This window comes from Sulfitobacter sp. G5_S2_6_S6, from assembly GCF_054968505.1.
This window is the reverse complement of sequence record NZ_JBQKUI010000001.1, coordinates 563,100-578,585: the sequence shown is the minus strand read 5'-3', so window position 1 is coordinate 578,585 and position 15,486 is coordinate 563,100. Positions and strand designations below refer to the sequence as shown.

At 63.4% G+C, this 15,486-nt stretch carries 15 protein-coding genes; 9 read left to right on the top strand and 6 right to left on the bottom strand.

All coding sequences use genetic code 11. The features are described 5' to 3' along the window. Positions 1 to 73: 73 nt before the first annotated feature. The 4 genes from ACTRWK_RS02775 to ACTRWK_RS02760 are packed head-to-tail and all read right to left on the bottom strand — an operon-like array spanning position 74 to position 2,503. The gene (locus tag ACTRWK_RS02775) at positions 74 to 610 is read right to left on the bottom strand and encodes a hypothetical protein (protein ID WP_289081726.1); all 537 of its coding nucleotides are present in this window, start codon (positions 608 to 610) and stop codon (positions 74 to 76) included. After that, positions 607 to 1,122: a hypothetical protein gene (locus ACTRWK_RS02770; protein WP_064215844.1), complete on the bottom strand. Its 516-nt coding sequence runs from the start codon at positions 1,120 to 1,122 to the stop codon at positions 607 to 609. Before ACTRWK_RS02770 ends, ACTRWK_RS02775 begins: the two co-directional genes overlap by 4 nt. Continuing rightward, positions 1,119 to 1,559 (bottom strand): hypothetical protein, encoded by a 441-nt coding sequence (locus ACTRWK_RS02765; RefSeq protein WP_289081727.1) that lies wholly within the window; start codon positions 1,557 to 1,559, stop codon positions 1,119 to 1,121. The genes ACTRWK_RS02770 and ACTRWK_RS02765 overlap by 4 nt, the downstream gene beginning before the upstream one ends. Next, positions 1,556 to 2,503 (bottom strand): aspartate carbamoyltransferase catalytic subunit, encoded by a 948-nt coding sequence (locus ACTRWK_RS02760; protein ID WP_009825243.1) that lies wholly within the window; start codon positions 2,501 to 2,503, stop codon positions 1,556 to 1,558. Before ACTRWK_RS02760 ends, ACTRWK_RS02765 begins: the two co-directional genes overlap by 4 nt. Positions 2,504 to 2,659: 156 nt before the next feature. Here ACTRWK_RS02760 and ACTRWK_RS02755 point away from each other — a divergent pair, with 156 nt between their 5' ends. From ACTRWK_RS02755 to ACTRWK_RS02735, 5 genes are all read left to right on the top strand, one after another. After that, positions 2,660 to 3,433 (top strand): uracil-DNA glycosylase, encoded by a 774-nt coding sequence (locus ACTRWK_RS02755; RefSeq protein ID WP_037944803.1) that lies wholly within the window; start codon positions 2,660 to 2,662, stop codon positions 3,431 to 3,433. Beyond that, positions 3,426 to 4,034 (top strand): LysE family translocator, encoded by a 609-nt coding sequence (locus tag ACTRWK_RS02750; RefSeq protein WP_037944802.1) that lies wholly within the window; start codon positions 3,426 to 3,428, stop codon positions 4,032 to 4,034. Before ACTRWK_RS02755 ends, ACTRWK_RS02750 begins: the two co-directional genes overlap by 8 nt. Beyond that, positions 4,031 to 4,573, top strand: coding sequence for a molybdenum cofactor biosynthesis protein B (moaB, locus tag ACTRWK_RS02745; RefSeq protein WP_005849653.1), 543 nt, complete (start codon positions 4,031 to 4,033; stop codon positions 4,571 to 4,573). Before ACTRWK_RS02750 ends, moaB begins: the two co-directional genes overlap by 4 nt. A gap of 142 nt (positions 4,574 to 4,715) precedes the next feature. Further along, positions 4,716 to 6,176 carry an efflux RND transporter periplasmic adaptor subunit gene (locus ACTRWK_RS02740; RefSeq protein WP_037944801.1) on the top strand — a complete coding sequence of 487 codons (1,461 nt, stop codon included), beginning with the start codon at positions 4,716 to 4,718 and terminating at the stop codon, positions 6,174 to 6,176. Positions 6,177 to 6,180: 4 nt separating this feature from the next. Then, positions 6,181 to 9,582: an efflux RND transporter permease subunit gene (locus tag ACTRWK_RS02735; protein ID WP_289081728.1), complete on the top strand. Its 3,402-nt coding sequence runs from the start codon at positions 6,181 to 6,183 to the stop codon at positions 9,580 to 9,582. On the opposite strand, the gene ACTRWK_RS02730 is transcribed toward ACTRWK_RS02735, so the two are convergent. Beyond that, on the bottom strand, positions 9,583 to 10,380 hold the full coding sequence (locus ACTRWK_RS02730) for a protein-disulfide reductase DsbD domain-containing protein (RefSeq protein ID WP_235183808.1): 798 nt from the start codon (positions 10,378 to 10,380) through the stop codon (positions 9,583 to 9,585). It lies immediately after the preceding gene. Between the two features lie 135 nt (positions 10,381 to 10,515). On the opposite strand from ACTRWK_RS02730, the gene ACTRWK_RS02725 reads away from it, so the two are divergent. Then, positions 10,516 to 11,070, top strand: coding sequence for a YqgE/AlgH family protein (locus ACTRWK_RS02725; RefSeq protein WP_039912157.1), 555 nt, complete (start codon positions 10,516 to 10,518; stop codon positions 11,068 to 11,070). Between the two features lie 27 nt (positions 11,071 to 11,097). On the opposite strand, the gene ACTRWK_RS02720 is transcribed toward ACTRWK_RS02725, so the two are convergent. Further along, the gene (locus ACTRWK_RS02720) at positions 11,098 to 12,042 is read right to left on the bottom strand and encodes an L-threonylcarbamoyladenylate synthase (RefSeq protein ID WP_462843783.1); all 945 of its coding nucleotides are present in this window, start codon (positions 12,040 to 12,042) and stop codon (positions 11,098 to 11,100) included. 152 nt (positions 12,043 to 12,194) lie between these two features. Between ACTRWK_RS02720 and ACTRWK_RS02715 the strand changes: the two genes are divergently transcribed. From ACTRWK_RS02715 to ACTRWK_RS02705, 3 genes are read left to right on the top strand one after another with little or no spacing between them, the layout of a single operon-like run. Next, complete coding sequence (locus tag ACTRWK_RS02715) at positions 12,195 to 13,910, top strand: acyl-CoA dehydrogenase (protein ID WP_037966042.1); 1,716 nt, start codon at positions 12,195 to 12,197, stop codon at positions 13,908 to 13,910. Next, positions 13,910 to 14,959, top strand: coding sequence for an MBL fold metallo-hydrolase (locus ACTRWK_RS02710; RefSeq protein ID WP_005849639.1), 1,050 nt, complete (start codon positions 13,910 to 13,912; stop codon positions 14,957 to 14,959). The genes ACTRWK_RS02715 and ACTRWK_RS02710 overlap by 1 nt, the downstream gene beginning before the upstream one ends. 3 nt (positions 14,960 to 14,962) lie before the next feature. Further along, the gene (locus ACTRWK_RS02705) at positions 14,963 to 15,448 is read left to right on the top strand and encodes a DUF6173 family protein (RefSeq protein WP_005849637.1); all 486 of its coding nucleotides are present in this window, start codon (positions 14,963 to 14,965) and stop codon (positions 15,446 to 15,448) included. The last annotated feature ends 38 nt before the right edge of the window (positions 15,449 to 15,486 follow it).

The following is a 15,486-nucleotide window of genomic DNA, read 5'->3' as shown; positions in this document are numbered from 1 at the left end:
GCCACGCCAAAGGCGACAAGCAGGGCAATCATGGCGATACGGCCGGACATCTTGGGATCGGGTTTGGGTTCTTTCACAGCAGCCACCATAGAATAAGACCGATCAGCACGATCACCGCCAAAAGCACGATCATACCGCCGGCGCCGCCCTTGGGCGGAGACTTCGGGGTCATATCCGCGGCACCGGTGTAGGGCTGCGCGGAGTCAGCCTCAAGCGGGGTAACGGACATATCGGGCTGCGCCTCGCCATAGGTGCCGATCATCGTCAGTTCGGGGCCAAGGTCCAGCGTCGCTTCCTGCCCGTCAAAGGCCGAGGAGAACAGCAGCAATACATAGCCGTCCAGCGCATCCAACCGCGCGCGGTCGCGGCTGATCTGTTCACGAGGCACCGCATAGCCATCACCCAAATAGGAGGCGAGACCTACGCCGGTCAGATCAGACACGGGGAACAGTTCGGCCGCGCCTTCGGGCATAGGGCGGCCCAGCAGTTCAGCAATCAGCGCCTCTTTACTGTCGTTGCGCAGGTCGCGGGCCAATTCGTCAATCGGGCGGTTCACGGCAAACAGGCGGATCTGGCCGATCTCGCCCTTGGGGATTTCGAGTTGTGTCATCGTGTTGCACCTTTGTACGGGGTTACCATCAATGCACTTAATCTGTCGCTGTCTTCGACATATTCAAATCCTAGATGCGCGGCGCGTGCCGGATTGCCCGGCTGTTCATGCCGGATAAAGAAAACCGACGGCGGGCTGGTCGGGCGCAGATCGGGTTTCGTCTCGGCGCTGCGGGGGAAAGCTTTGGCACGGGTGCCGTCGCGGGTCAGTTTGAAAAACAGGGCGCGGTGGTTGGTCAGCGCATAGCGGGTGCGGCGCAGGTCGGTCAGACGTTTCATCCCGCGTAGCAACGACAGCACCACCAGCGCGACGATCACCGCCACCACGACCGATTGCGACACGGGCAGGGTGTTGCCCCGCAGCACAAATGCCCCCGCGATCACGGTGCCAATGGCCCCGACAAAGGGGCCGAACAGCTGAAAATTGCGCAGCGACAGCTTGGGGCGGGGGCGCCCCGTCCAGAGCAGCTCTTCCTCGGGTTCAAGCAGGTCTTGCCAAAAACGATCGCTCATGATGCAGCCTCTATCGCTTGGGCAAGGCGGGCCTTGGTCTCTGCCCTGTTCGGCACCAGCGGCAAGGTGATCCGCTGGCCGTCAGGCAGGCCAAGACTGATCGACCACAAGGACAGTTTCCCGATCGACCGGATGTCGGTCAACGGCAGGACCAGCGGCTCTGCCGTATCGGGTGAGTTGATATAGAGCGCACGGTTGGTCAGCCGCCAGACGGTATTGCGGTTGCTGCACCAGATCTGGAATTCCTCAAACACCCACATGTAGAACACCGCAATCAGGACCGAGGCAAGCAGCCAGGTGATCGGGTCCAGCCAGATGAGCAAGGGCAGCGTAAACAACATGGTCAGCACCGCCAGCGCCACGCACCGCCAAAAGAACGCCCGCGGCGAGATACGCCAGTGCAGCAGGTCCTGTTCTTCGGGCGGGGCTGCGGTCATGCGGTGGCCTTGCGGCTGTCGACAAGGTTGCGCGCCAGCAGGTCCATCGCGGCCATGCGCACGGCGACGCCCATCTCTACCTGATCCTGAATGACGCTGCGGTTGATGTCATCGGCAAGCGTTCCGTCGATCTCTACCCCGCGGTTCATCGGGCCGGGGTGCATCACGATAGCATCGGGCTTGGCATGGGCCAGTTTTTCGGCGTCCAGCCCATATCTGTGATAATACTCGCGTTCGCTGGGGATAAAGCCGCCATCCATGCGTTCTTTTTGCAAGCGGAGCATCATCACAACATCAACGTCTTTCAGCCCTTCTTCCATATCATCGAAGACTTCGACGCCGAATTCACCGATTTGCGCGGGCATCAGCGTCGGCGGCGCGATAAGGCGGATGCGGTTCTCCATCTTGCCAAGCAGCATGATGTTGGACCGTGCCACGCGACTATGGGCAATGTCGCCGCAGATGGCGATGGACAGGCGATGCAAGCGACCCTTGGCGCGACGGATCGTCAGCGCGTCCAGCAGTGCTTGCGTAGGGTGTTCATGCCGCCCGTCGCCCGCATTGAGCACCGCGCAGTTCACCTTCTGCGCCAGCAGATCGACGGCACCGGATTGTGGATGGCGGACCACCAGCAGATCGGGGTGCATGGCGTTCAGCGTCATTGCCGTATCAATCAGGGTTTCGCCTTTTTTGATCGAGGACGCCTGCATCGCCATATTCATCACATCCGCCCCCAACCGCTTGCCCGCGATCTCGAAGCTCGCCTGCGTCCGGGTGGAGTTTTCGAAGAACATATTGATCTGTGTCAGCCCGCTCAGCGCGTCGCTGTGTTTATGGGGCTGGCGGTTCAGATCGGCATAGCTGTCGGCCAGATCAAGCAGGGTTGTGATGTCGTCCTGGGACAGGTGTTCAATGCCCAGAAGATGGCGGTGTGCGAAACTCATGACGGCGGACCCCACGTTATTTTTGGCGTTATAGGCGGCGGCGCAGGGCGGGGCAAGTCGTCGGGCGGGGGCATCCGGCCATGGGGGCCGCGTTGGATTTAAGACCATTTGGAAGTTGGCATTTTTATTGCCGACACCAGCGCGTAAGTTGGGCGCATGGAATCAGTGGATTATCATCAGGCGCTTGCGCTTTTGCATTGGCAGATCGAACTTGGCGCGACCGAGGCGATTTGCGATGCGCCGGTGAACCGCTACGAGGTGCCCGCCGCGGTCGAGAAGCCGACGGCGCAAAAGGGCAAGAGCGGACCGGTGCCTTTGGCCGCCCAAGGGCCGGACGTGGTGGCAGAGGCGACACAGGCCGCGGCAGGGGCTGCGACGCTGGATGAATTGCGTGCCGCCATGGCCGCCTTCGAGCATTGCGAGCTGAAACGCGGCGCGCGCAAAATGGTTTTCTCGGACGGAACGCCGGGGGCACGGGTGATGATCGTGGGCGAGGCTCCGGGACGAGACGAAGACCGCGAGGGCCGCCCCTTTGTCGGGCGTGCCGGCGTGTTGCTGGACAAGATGCTCGCGGCCATCGACATGGGGCGTCATCACCAGACGTCGCCTGTCTATATCACCAATGTCTTGCCCTGGCGGCCGCCGCAGAACCGCGATCCGAAGCCGGATGAAATCGCGATGATGAAGCCGTTTCTGGCGCGGCATATCGCTTTGGCCAAGCCCGAGGTATTGGTCATCGTTGGCAATTGGTCCGCGCAGGCGTTGCTGGGCAAACGTGGCATCACCCGCTTGCGCGGTCAGTGGACGCAAGCCGAGGGGTTACCCGCATTGCCCATGTTCCACCCCGCCTATCTGCTGCGCAGCCCCGAGTTCAAACGCGAGGCCTGGGCCGATTTACTCTCACTGAAAGCGAAATTGACGCATGGTTGATCCCCTCACATTGCTGGCCTTTGTGCCCGCCGCCCTGGCGCTGAACCTGACACCGGGCGCGGATATGTTGTTTTGTCTGGGGCAGGGCATGCGCTTTGGTCCGCGCGCCTCGGTTGCGGCCAGTGCGGGGGTCGCCCTCGGCGGTATGGTGCATGTGACCTTGGCGGGGCTTGGCCTTGGTGCGGTGGTGGCGGCCCTGCCGTGGGCCTTTGATGTGATCCGCTGGATCGGGGTTGGCTATCTTTTGTGGCTGGCCGTGCAGACCTGGCGTAGCAGCGGGGCGGCCGCAAATCCCGTGCCTGCGCCGAAATCCGCGTTTCGCAGCGGTTTGATCGTGAACCTGACGAACCCCAAGGTGATCCTTTTCGTGCTGGCCTTTGTCCCGCAGTTCGTTGTGCCAGAAGCGGGGCCGGTTTTGCTGCAGTTTCTGATGCTGGGGTCCGTACTGTCGCTTGGCGGGTTGATCATCAACGCCTTGGTCGGTGTGTTTGCCAGTGGCCTCGGCCGCCGGATGGTGGGGGGCGGGCAGGCGCTGCGCTGGATCAGCAGCGGTATTTTCGTGGCCCTCGCCGCACGCCTTGCAGTATTGGAGCGGACATGAGCCGGATTGACGAGACGATTGACTTTATCCCCGTGCGTATCGCGGTGCTGACGGTATCCGATACCCGGGGTTTGGCCGAAGACAGGTCAGGCGATGTCTTGGTCGCGCGCATCGCTGAAGCGGGGCATTTCCTCGCGGCACGCAGCATCATCCGCGATGAGCGCGGCGAGATTGCCGACCAGTTGCGCGACTGGTGTGCCGACCCTGAGATTGACGTGGTGATCAGCACGGGGGGCACAGGGCTGACGGGGCGCGATGTTACGGTCGAGGCACATCGCGATGTCTACGAGAAAGAGATCGATGCATTCGGCACCGTGTTCACGATCGTATCCATGCAGAAGATCGGCACCTCGGCGGTGCAAAGCCGGGCCACCGCTGGCGTCGCCCAGGGGACGTATCTCTTCGCGCTGCCCGGGTCTCCGGGGGCGTGCAAGGATGCGTGGGACGAGATTTTGATCAAACAGCTCGACTATCGGCACAAGCCCTGCAACTTCGTTGAGATCATGCCGCGTCTGGATGAACACCAACGCCGGAAATAGCAGCTGGGGCGATGAATTTAACCCAATTTTCCCGCGCTGCTTTGCGATGGGCGTGATAAGCCGTGCGTGGCTGTCACAACTGTGATTTTGTTCTGCAGGCCTGCGGGGTAAGCTGGCACGGACGAAATAGGATCGGGGCAAGATGCGTTTTCTACGGCAAAGCATGATCGGGTTGTTTCTGGCAGCGGCGACATTGGGGTTTCTGGTGCTTGCGGCGGACCTCATTGGCGGGGCGGTTCAGCAGCGTCTGACCGACACGCCGCCCGAGCGCGCCCCGCGTGAGCGGGTGTTCTCGGTCAATGTGGTGCGTGCGCAGTCTGGGACCGATGTGCCGGTGCTGCAAAGTTTTGGCGCGGTGCAAAGCCGCCGCACGCTAGAGTTGCGTGCGGCCGTGGGCGGGCGCGTGGTCGAGCTGGCACCGGAATTCGAAGAGGGCGGGCAGGTCACAGCGGGTCAGGTTCTGGTGCGCCTTGACCGTTCGGACGCTTTGGCCGAGGTAGCACGGGCGCAAAGTGCCGTACGCGATGCAGAGGCTGAGGGGCGCGATGCGGACCGCGCTTTGGCATTGGGACTGGACGAGCTTGCCGCCGCCGAAGAGCAGGCCGCGCTGCGCAACCGCGCGTTTGACCGCCAGCGTGATCTGGGCGAACGCGGTGTCGGCACCGCGACGGCGACGGAAACGGCGGAGCTCGCTGCCTCAAGCGCGCGACAGGCCGTTCTTGCGCGTCGACAGGTGGTGACCCAGACAGAAGCGCGCGTGGATAACGCGGTGCGCTTGTTGTCCAACGCTCAAATCGCGTTGGAGGATGCGCAGCGTGCGTTAAAGGAAACCACGATCACCGCGCCGTTCGATGGGGCGCTGAGCGAAACCTCGGTCGTCGAGGGGCGCTTGGTCTCCGCGAACGAGAGGCTGGCAGAGCTGATCGCGCCGGATGATCTGGAGATTTCCTTTCGCATCTCGACCGCGCAATACGCGCGCCTGCTGGATGCACAGGGCCGGTTGATCAAGGCAGAGGTAACGGCGCGCCTTGATGTCGCGGGCGTGGACCTTGAGGCCCGCGGCCAGATCACCCGCGCGGGGGCCGCTGCGGGCGAGGGGGCCAGCGGGCGTCTGATCTTTGCCTCGTTGACGCAGGCACCGGGGTTCAAACCGGGGGATTTCGCGACGGTACATGTGCGTGAACCTGCGCTGGACGATGTGATCCGCCTGCCAAGCTCTGCCCTTGATGCCACGGGAGCGGTCTTGGTGCTGGATGCGGAGAACCGATTGGAAAGCATTCAGGTCTCTGTTCTGCGCCGCGTGGGCGACGACGTGTTGGTCCGTGGTCCGGTCGAAGGTCGCGACGTGGTCGAGGCGCGGTCGCCCCTGCTGGGGGCCGGTATTGCGGTAAAGCCGTTGCGTCCGGGGGCGGACGAGACCGCGCAGGGAGATGTCCCCAGCATGATCGCCCTGACAGAGGAGCGTCGCGCAAAGCTTGTGGCCTTTATCGAGGGGAACAGCCGCATGCCCCAAGAGGCGAAGGCGCGCGTGCTGGCGCAGCTGGCCGAGCCGCAGGTGCCGGCGCGCATGATCGAACGCCTTGAAAGCCGGATGGGAGGCTAGGGAGATGGCGCGCAGCATGTCCGGTCGTGCAGGGGGAATCCTGTCGTATTTCACCCGTCACCGGACGGCAGCCAACCTGCTGCTTGTGGTGCTGCTGGTCTGCGGGGCGGCCGCTGCGCCGAATATGCGGGCGCAGTTCTTTCCTGATGTGATCATCGACAGTGTGTCGGTCACTACCGTTTGGGAGGGGGCGGGGGCCGACGATGTGGACAGTGCCATCGTTCAGGTGCTTGAACCGGTCTTGCTGGCGGTCGAAGGGGTCGAAAGCTCCACCGCTGCCTCGCGCGAGGGCAGCGGGACCGTCTCGCTAGAGTTCGAGCCCAATTGGGACATGGCCCGCGCCGCGACGGATGTGCAAACGGCGGTAGATTCGGTTACTACACTGCCAGAAGATGCCGAAGATCCGGTGGTCCGGCGTGGTATCTGGCGCGACCGTGTGACCGATGTGGTGATCACGGGCCCGATCAGCGCGGAACAGCTGGGGCGTTTCGCGGATGAATTCGTCACGCGGCTGTTCGCGGCGGGTGTAACGCGCAGCACCATTCAGGGGGTCGCGGCGCCGCAAACCCTGATCGAGGTGCCGTCGACCAGACTGATCCGTCACGACATCACCATGGCCGAAATCGCCGCCGTGATCGCGGCCGAGGTGGACGCCAACCCCGCCGGTGATGTGACAGGTGCCAATGCGCGCGTGCGCACCGGCACCGCGAAGCGTAGCGCGGATGCCCTATCTCGCGTCGTGTTGCGCAGCAATGCGGACGGGTCGTCATTGCTGGTCGGGGACGTGGCACGGGTGATCGAGCAGGGCTCCGACCGAGAGGTAGGATATTTCGTGGGGGATGATCCCGCGATCTCTGTGCGTATTGACCGCTCTGACGGGGGGGATGCCATCGGTATCCAGCATAGCGTCGAAAGCGTCGCGGCGGATATGGCTGTGATGCTGCCCAAGGGCGTGACGATAGAGCTGATCCGCACGCGGGCGGAGGCGATCACCGGGCGGTTGGACCTGCTGATTGATAACGGGCTGATGGGGCTCGCACTGGTGGTGGGGTTGCTGTTCCTCTTTCTTAATGCGCGCACGGCCTTCTGGGTGGCCGCGGGCATACCTGCGTCGATGGCCGCGGCGATTGCGCTGATGTATGCGGGGGGTATCACGATCAATATGATCTCTTTGTTCGGGTTGATCATCACGCTTGGCATCGTGGTTGATGATGCGATCGTTGTGGGCGAACACGCGGACTATCGCCACAAAGAGCTGGGCGAGCCTCCCATGCAAGCGGCAGAGAATGCGGCGCGGCGGATGGCGATGCCGGTCTTTGCCGCAACGATGACAACGATCATTGCTTTTTTCGGTCTGCTTGCCGTGGGCGGGCGCTTTGGCAGTCTGATCGGGGATATCCCCCTCACAGTGATTGCCGTGCTGGCCGCGTCACTGGTTGAATGTTTTCTGATCCTACCGAACCATATGGCCCATGCGATGGCAGCAGGGGCCAAGCAACGGTGGTATGACCTGCCCAGCCGAGTGGTCAATCGCGGGTTTCTCTGGGTGCGCGAACGGCTGTTCCGCCCCTTCATGGCGGGGGTGATCCGCGCGCGCTATGTGGTGCTTGCCGGTGTGGTCGCTGTGCTGGCCTCGCAGGTGGCGCTGTTCATCCGGGGTGACGTGCAATGGCGGTTCTTCAATGCGCCTGAACGCGGGTCGGTGACGGGTAATTTTGCCATGGCCGAAGGGGCCACCCGCGACGATACGCTGGCGATGATGCGCGAAATGCAACGCGCGACAGAAGCGCTGGGCGCGCAATACGCCGAGGAATACGGCACCAACCCCATCGACTATGTGATCGCGCAGGTCGGGGGCAATGCGGGGCGTGGTCTGGACGGGGCCGACAGCAAGGACGCCGATCTGCTGGGCGGCATCTCGATCGAGCTGATCGACGCCGACCTGCGCCCCTATTCCAGCTTCGCCTTTGTCGCCGAACTGCAAGACGCGGTGGTCAATCATCCCCTTGCCGAAACCGTCAGCTTTCGCGGCTGGCGCTCGGGTCCCGGGGGGGACGCGCTGGATGTGCAGTTCTACGGCGCTGACACGCAGGTGTTGAAAGCCGCATCGCAGGATCTGCAAGATGCCCTCCGGCAATATCCCGAAGTCAGCGCGGTGCAGGATAATCTGGCCTATGACAAGGAAGAGTTGATCCTTGATCTGACGCCGCAGGGCCAGGCGCTTGGGTTCACGATTGATACCTTGGGGCGGGTGCTGCGCCACCGTCTGGGCGGGATCGAGGCGGCGACCTATCCCGACGGCCCACGATCGGCGACAATCCGGGTTGAACTGCCCGAGGGAGAGCTCACCGCGGATTTCCTTGAACGGACGCAGATGCGCACGCCGGACGGGCAATATGTGCCGCTGGCCGATATCGTCAGCGTGGACCGACGCACCGGCTTCAGCACGGTCCGGCGCGAGAATGGCATCCGTCTGATTTCGGTCACGGGCGACATATCAGAGGATGACCCCGCCCGCGCAAGTGAGATCACGACGGCCCTGCGCGAGGATATCCTGCCGCGCATCGCCTCTGAACGGCAGGTGGATTTCCGCATCGGCGGGTTGAGCGAGCAGGAAGGCACGTTTCTGTCGGATGCGCTGACCGGCCTGATCCTTGTGCTGACGGGCATCTACCTTGTTCTCGCTTGGGTTTTTGGCAGTTGGACGCGGCCCATGGTGGTGATGGCGGTGATCCCCTTTGGTCTGGTCGGCACAATCTACGGGCACGCCCTGTGGGAGGTGCCGCTGAGCATGTTCACGGTCGTGGGCCTGTTGGGGATGACAGGGATCATCATCAACGATTCCATTGTTCTGGTGGGTACGATTGACGAATACGGAGCCACCCGCGGGGTGATCCCGTCGATCATTGATGGCGCGGCGGACCGGTTGCGGCCGGTGATGCTGACCACGCTGACAACGGTCCTTGGCATGGCTCCGCTGCTCTATGAGCAAAGCCAGCAGGCGCAGTTCCTGAAGCCCACGGTGATCACGCTGGTCTATGGCTTGGGTTTTGGCATGTTTCTGGTGTTGCTGGTCGTGCCTGCGCTGGTCGCGGCGCAGCATGATATCGGTCGCCAGATCCGAGCGATGCGTCGGGCCATGCGGGCACGGGCAGGGGGGCTGCGCCTTGGCATTCTGGCGCTTTGGGTGCTGGTGGTGCTGTGGGGCGGGGCCACGCTGGGGTGGGTCGCGGTGACGGGCGGCTTGCATCCCGCACTGGTCGAGCTGCTGCCTGAGCTCGGGGCGATGGCCCCGCGCAGCGCGGCGCTGCTGCTGTTCCTGGCCGGGGCGGCTTTGATCGCGCTGGTGGGCTATATCGTCGGCGCGGTGGCGTTGCTGCTGTCGCGTCGCAAACGGGCCATGTGATCAGCCCGCATTGCATCCCACAATATCGACGGCCTGCTTGCTGCCCAATACCGTCATGCGGATGTGCGACCGGTTCAATGCCACGGGGCCGCCGCTGACGTGACCCACGTCCACCCGCGCATGCAGGACGTTGCCCTTGCGGGTGGTATCTGCCTCGCTGACCCAGAGATCTGGGTTGCCGGTTTCGATCACCACCAGCTCTTGCCCGCCCGCGGGCGGGAGGGTGATCGCGGCGTCCAGTGTCAGGTCCGCGCCTGCCATACCGATGGTGCAGGTCACGTCTTTCACGCGGGCCTCTTTCGCCGAAAACGGGCGCTGCGCCAATGAGGCGGCAATCGCTGGATCGGCGCGGGTTGTGGTGGTGTCGATCACGCCGCTCAGCTCAAGCGAGGCGGGCACGCAGATGTCGCTGCACACGCCCAGATCAATGGTGGTCTGGACCGTGACGGGGGCCCCTTTGTCGGGCACGCTGATCCGCAGCGGCAACACGACCTGATCCTTATACCCGATGGTGGTCAGGTTGGGTTCGCGGAACACCGTGGGCGCAGGCCATTCCACGGCCACCGCCGACAGGTTGCGCGAGCCGGACCAGTCGAAGCTGGGCGGGATACCCATGTCACCGGGCGCGCGCCAGTAGGTCTTCCAGCCCGGCTCCACCGTCATGCGGATCGCGGCCATGCGGTTGCCATCGGGCAGTACCCAGCCTTGCAGGATTTCCCCGTGGATCACGTCCATCGCAGAAGCGGGCAGCGGGGCGATAAGGGCAGCGGCCATCAGGCCAAGAATTTTTCTGGTCATGGCGCTTTCATGGGCCATCTGCCCCCGGTTTGCCAAGTCACGTTTGCATTATGATGTGTTGCAGTCGCGGGGGTTGAAAGCCGCAGGGGCGCAGGTCATGCTATTGGAATGACGCATAAGGACGACAGCATGAAAATGGATCTGACCGGCCAGCTTTTGGTAGCGATGCCCGGTATGGGGGATCCTCGGTTCGATCATTCGGTGATCTTTATCTGCTCGCATGATGACGAAGGCGCGATGGGGTTGATCGTCAATAAACCCGCCGCTGATCTGAAGCTTGGCGATGTGCTTGACCGGCTCAGCGATGTGGATATGGACGATGTGTCCGGTCTGGGGGTGCATGTGGGCGGCCCCGTCGAGACAGAGCGCGGCTTTGTCCTGCACAGCGCCGAATACCGGTCCGTGATGCAGACGACGGATATCGCGGACGGGGTGGCGATGACCGCGACGCTGGACATCCTCGAAGACATTGCCCGCGGCAAGGGGCCGCGTCGGGCGATGTTGATGCTGGGCTATGCCGGTTGGGCCGCGGGCCAGCTAGAGGCTGAGATTGCCCAGAACGGCTGGCTGACCTGCCAAGGCGATAGCGCTATCCTGTTCGATCTGCCCGATGCGCGCAAATGGGAAGCGGCGCTGACCTCTATCGGAGTGGACCCTTTGGGGCTCAGCGCGACAGCGGGGCGGGCCTGACTTGCGACGATCTGCGGGGCAAAAGCCCTAACGCGGTGCCGCCGCACGGCGCAAACGGTCATTGATGGCACGGCCCAGACCGGTTTCAGGGATCGGGGCCACCGCAATCGGTTTGCGCAGCCGGTCAAGCGCGTGCAGCCGGTCAAACAGATGCGCCGCCGCTTCCACTAGATCGCCGCTGGCCGATAGGGTCAGATCATCCGGCCCGCTCCCGCTTGCCGCGCCAAAGCCAAGGTAAACCTCTCCATCCGTCGCCGCTTGGGCGTTCAGACGCACGCTGGCATGGGGCGCGTAGTGAGAGGCGAGCTGACCGGGGGCGATAATCTCTGCCCCGTCGGCCACATCCAGCGGTCCGCCAAGAGCCGCCTCTATCGCCTCCGACGGCAGCCCGCCTGCGCGCAGCAATGTGGGTCGGGGCTGGTTCAGACCGATGATGGTGCTTTCCAGACCCACCGTGCAGGGGCCGTCATCAACCACAGCGGCGATCCGCCCCCCAAGCCCTGACAGAACATGTTGCGCCGTCGTGGCGCTGATCTTGCCCGAGGGGTTGGCCGAGGGGGCCGCCACCGGACCGCCAAGCGCACGCAGAATGGCGCGGGCCGTGGGATGCGCGGGCACGCGGATGCCGACGCTGTCCAGCCCTGCCGTCACCAGCGACGATAGCCCGTGCCCGTCGGCCAGAGGCAGCACGAGTGTCATCGGACCGGGCCAGAAGGCGCTTGCCAAAATCTCGGCGGTGTCGGACCAGCGCCCGTAGCGCCGCGCCTGATCCACATCGGCGACATGGATGATCAGCGGGTTGAAGCTGGGCCGCCCCTTGGCCTCGTAGATGCCCGCCACTGCCGTCCCGTTGCGCGCATCCGCCCCCAGACCATAGACCGTTTCAGTCGGTAGCGCGACCAATGCGCCTTGCTGCAGCAGGGTGGCGGCGCGGGAAATACCGGAAGGGTCGGCTGGAAGAATCTCGGTCATTGGCTTCTCTCACGGGGGATGACGCCGCGTTTTGGGTTGCGGTGCGCAGGCTTGAGCGACATTCTCGCCGCAACAGCCCGGAGTATCGCCTTGGGCTTATCAGGTCGCTGTTCGGTTTGCCAAGCAGACGAACGCGTTAATGGAGGAAAACTATGCCCTATCGCGCCCCTGTCGAAGATTTTGCCTTTCTGTTTGATCATGTCGTAGGGCTGGACGCTGTGCGTCAGACCGACCGCTTCGAGGACGCCAGCGAAGACGTCACCCGCGCGATCCTCGAAGAGGCGGGCAAGATGACCAATGACGTTCTGGCCCCGCTGCAACGCGCCGGTGACCAGACCCCCGCCAAGCTTGAAAACGGCGTCGTGCGCACCTCGCCCGGCTTTGCCGACGGGTTCAAGGCCGTGGCCGAAGGCGGCTGGATCGGCATGTCGGCCGACCCCGAATTCGGCGGCATGGGCCTGCCCATGACCCTGACGACCGCCGTGAACGAAATGATGAGCGGCGCCTGCCTGTCCCTGCAACTTGCCCCCTTGATGAGCCAGGGCCAGATCGAAGCGCTTGAGCATCACGCCAGCGACGCGATCAAGGAGCTGTACCTGCCCAAGCTGATCAGCGGCGAATGGACCGGCACGATGAACCTGACCGAACCGCAAGCGGGGTCGGACGTGGGGGCACTGGCGACTAAGGCCGAAGACAATGGCGACGGCACCTATGCGATCTCGGGTCAGAAGGTCTATATCACCTGGGGCGACAACGACTTTGGCGGCAACATCTGCCACCTTGTCCTGGCGCGTCTGCCCGGTGCGCCTGCGGGCACCAAAGGCATCAGCCTGTTCCTCGTGCCGAAATACCTGCCCAATGACGACGGCAGCCTTGGCAATGCCAATAGCCTCAAGGTGGTGAGCCTTGAGCACAAGCTGGGGATTCACGGGTCTCCGACATGCGTGATGCAATATGACAAGGCGACCGGCTGGCTGGTCGGGCCCGAGCAAGGCGGCATGGCGGCGATGTTCACGATGATGAATAACGCGCGGCTTGGCGTTGGCGGGCAGGGCATCGGCATCGCCGAAGCGGCCTATCAGCACGCGCTGGCTTATGCGCTGGACCGTAAACAGGGCAAGACATCGCGCCCTGACGGCACCGGCACCATCGTGGACCACGCCGATGTGCGCCGCATGCTGATGACGATGAAGGCCGAAACCTTTGCCGCCCGCGCCATCGCGCTGTGCTGTGCCAAGGCCATCGACATGACAAACGCCACCGGTCAGGCCGAATGGAAAGCCCGCGCGGCCTTCCTCACCCCGATCGCCAAGGCGTTTGGCACCGACACCGGCATGGCCGTCGCTGAAATGGGCGTTCAGGTCCACGGTGGCATGGGCTTTATCGAAGAAACCGGTGCCGCGCAGTACAGCCGCGACGTGCGTGTGACCGCCATTTACGAAGGCACCAATGGCATTCAGGCGATGGATCTGGTCGCGCGCAAGATGATGGACGGGGGCGAGGCCGCGAACCGTTTGCTGGACGAGATCGAGGCAGACGCCGAAGCCGCCCGCGACGTTTTTCCGAATATGACGGACGCCCTGTGGCAAGCCTCGGAAACCCTGCGCGAGGCGACCGACTGGCTGACCGAGCAATCGAACATGGACACGCGCTTTGCCGGAGCGGTGCCATACCTGCGGGCCTTTGCACGGGTGCTTGGCGCGCATATGCACCTCAAGGCGGCGCTGGCCGATAAGGGCGGGCCACGCGAAAAGCTGGCGCGGTTCTACATCCTGCGTCTGTTGCCGGAGCACGTCGGCCTGTTGGCCCATGCCCAAGCGGGCGAGGCTGATCTTTTCGCGCTTTCTGCTGACGAACTGGCCGCCTGATGCCGGATACCGCACCCACCGGTTTGCGTTTCCCCTGGGAGACTCCGCCCGCCCATGATGCGGCGATAGAGGTCGCCCCCGGCGTGCTTTGGCTGCGTCTGCCGCTGCCGATGAAGCTGGATCACGTCAACGTCTATGCCTTTGACGAAGGCGACAGCTGGACGATCATCGACACGGGGTTCGCGTCGAAAAAGTCCAAGGCGCTGTGGACGGATCTGATCGCGGGGCCCTTGGGCGGCAAGCCGGTGTCGCGGGTGATCGTGACCCACCACCACCCCGATCACATCGGGCTGGCGGGCTGGTTCCAGACCGAGCACGGGGCAGAGCTGGTGACGACGCGCACCGCGTGGTTGACCGCGCGGATGCTGACCCTTGACCCGCAAGAAGCACCGCCAGCCGAGACTTTGGCTTTCTACAAGCTGTCGGGGATGGATGCCGCGCTGTACGAGAAACGCGCCTCCGAGCGGCCATTCAACTTTGCCGACATCGTCTCGCCTCTGCCGCTTGGCTTTACGCGGATCAAACAGGGCGACGAGATCACCATCGGGGGGCGTGTGTTTGACGTGCATATGGGCAATGGGCATGCCCCCGAACACGCCACCTTCTGGAGCCGTGATGACAATCTGGTGATTGCAGGCGATCAGATCCTGTCGTCCATCAGCCCTAACGTCGGGGTCTATGCCACCGAACCCATGGCCGACCCCATTGGCGAATGGATCGAGGCCTGTGACCGTCTGTCATTGCTGGCGCGCGAGGATCATCTGGTGCTTGGCGGGCACAAGCTGCCCTTCACCGGTCTGCCCACCCGCATGCGCCAGTTGATCGAGAATCACCACAGCGCCCTGCGCCGTCTGGAAAAGGCGATTGCAGAGCCGAAATCGGCGTCTGAATGTTTCTCGACCCTGTTCAAGCGCAACATCGGCGAAGGCGAATACGGTCTGGCGCTGGTTGAAGCGGTCGCCCATCTCAGCCATCTTTACCAAACGGGCCGTGCCACACGCAGCTTGCGGGCGCTGGACGGGGCTTGGGTGTATCAATCAAAGGGCTGACCGATGGATAACGAGATCAAGACAGCGGCCGAAGCGATCGAGGCCGACGCGCTGCCGCGCCTCTACGAGGTGCATTCGGACCCCGACAGACGCAATGCCTCGGACCAGCCGGTGCCCAAGGGGATGACCCAAAAGCCCGCCGCGCAGAAATCACCGGCGCAATGGGCCTACGAGCGGGTCGTGCTTTACCTTAGAAATTTCGAAGAGCAGCTGGATGGCGATCACGAGGTCGCGATGGGGTTCGCAGGCGGTGACGCCGGTGTCCTGCGGATCGAGGGTATGGGCTATTTCGATCCGGACATCGTGACCTTCTATGGCAAGGACAACGCGGGGGCACGGATGCAGCTGGTACAGCATGTCACCCAGTTGAATGTCGCCCTGCGTGCGCTGCCCAAAGCGGTGCAGGAAGCCCCCGCGAATCGTATCGGTTTCCGCTTGGCGCAAGACCTTGAGACGCAAGAGCCGGCACAGACAGGCGAAAACACCTGATCCCGCGCATTTTGATGCCGTGACATAGGCAGATGAAT

What these genes read in the sequence shown, in the direction of transcription:
- ACTRWK_RS02775 (WP_289081726.1), bottom strand. Translation starts at nt 610, where the DNA reads ATGACACAACTCGAAATCCCCAAGGGCGAGATCGGCCAGATCCGCCTG.
- ACTRWK_RS02770 (WP_064215844.1), bottom strand. Translation starts at nt 1,122, where the DNA reads ATGAGCGATCGTTTTTGGCAAGACCTGCTTGAACCCGAGGAAGAGCTG.
- ACTRWK_RS02765 (WP_289081727.1), bottom strand. Translation starts at nt 1,559, where the DNA reads ATGACCGCAGCCCCGCCCGAAGAACAGGACCTGCTGCACTGGCGTATC.
- ACTRWK_RS02760 (WP_009825243.1), bottom strand. Translation starts at nt 2,503, where the DNA reads ATGAGTTTCGCACACCGCCATCTTCTGGGCATTGAACACCTGTCCCAG.
- ACTRWK_RS02755 (WP_037944803.1), top strand. Translation starts at nt 2,660, where the DNA reads ATGGAATCAGTGGATTATCATCAGGCGCTTGCGCTTTTGCATTGGCAG.
- ACTRWK_RS02750 (WP_037944802.1), top strand. Translation starts at nt 3,426, where the DNA reads ATGGTTGATCCCCTCACATTGCTGGCCTTTGTGCCCGCCGCCCTGGCG.
- moaB (WP_005849653.1), top strand. Translation starts at nt 4,031, where the DNA reads ATGAGCCGGATTGACGAGACGATTGACTTTATCCCCGTGCGTATCGCG.
- ACTRWK_RS02740 (WP_037944801.1), top strand. Translation starts at nt 4,716, where the DNA reads ATGCGTTTTCTACGGCAAAGCATGATCGGGTTGTTTCTGGCAGCGGCG.
- ACTRWK_RS02735 (WP_289081728.1), top strand. Translation starts at nt 6,181, where the DNA reads ATGGCGCGCAGCATGTCCGGTCGTGCAGGGGGAATCCTGTCGTATTTC.
- ACTRWK_RS02730 (WP_235183808.1), bottom strand. Translation starts at nt 10,380, where the DNA reads ATGACCAGAAAAATTCTTGGCCTGATGGCCGCTGCCCTTATCGCCCCG.
- ACTRWK_RS02725 (WP_039912157.1), top strand. Translation starts at nt 10,516, where the DNA reads ATGGATCTGACCGGCCAGCTTTTGGTAGCGATGCCCGGTATGGGGGAT.
- ACTRWK_RS02720 (WP_462843783.1), bottom strand. Translation starts at nt 12,042, where the DNA reads ATGACCGAGATTCTTCCAGCCGACCCTTCCGGTATTTCCCGCGCCGCC.
- ACTRWK_RS02715 (WP_037966042.1), top strand. Translation starts at nt 12,195, where the DNA reads ATGCCCTATCGCGCCCCTGTCGAAGATTTTGCCTTTCTGTTTGATCAT.
- ACTRWK_RS02710 (WP_005849639.1), top strand. Translation starts at nt 13,910, where the DNA reads ATGCCGGATACCGCACCCACCGGTTTGCGTTTCCCCTGGGAGACTCCG.
- ACTRWK_RS02705 (WP_005849637.1), top strand. Translation starts at nt 14,963, where the DNA reads ATGGATAACGAGATCAAGACAGCGGCCGAAGCGATCGAGGCCGACGCG.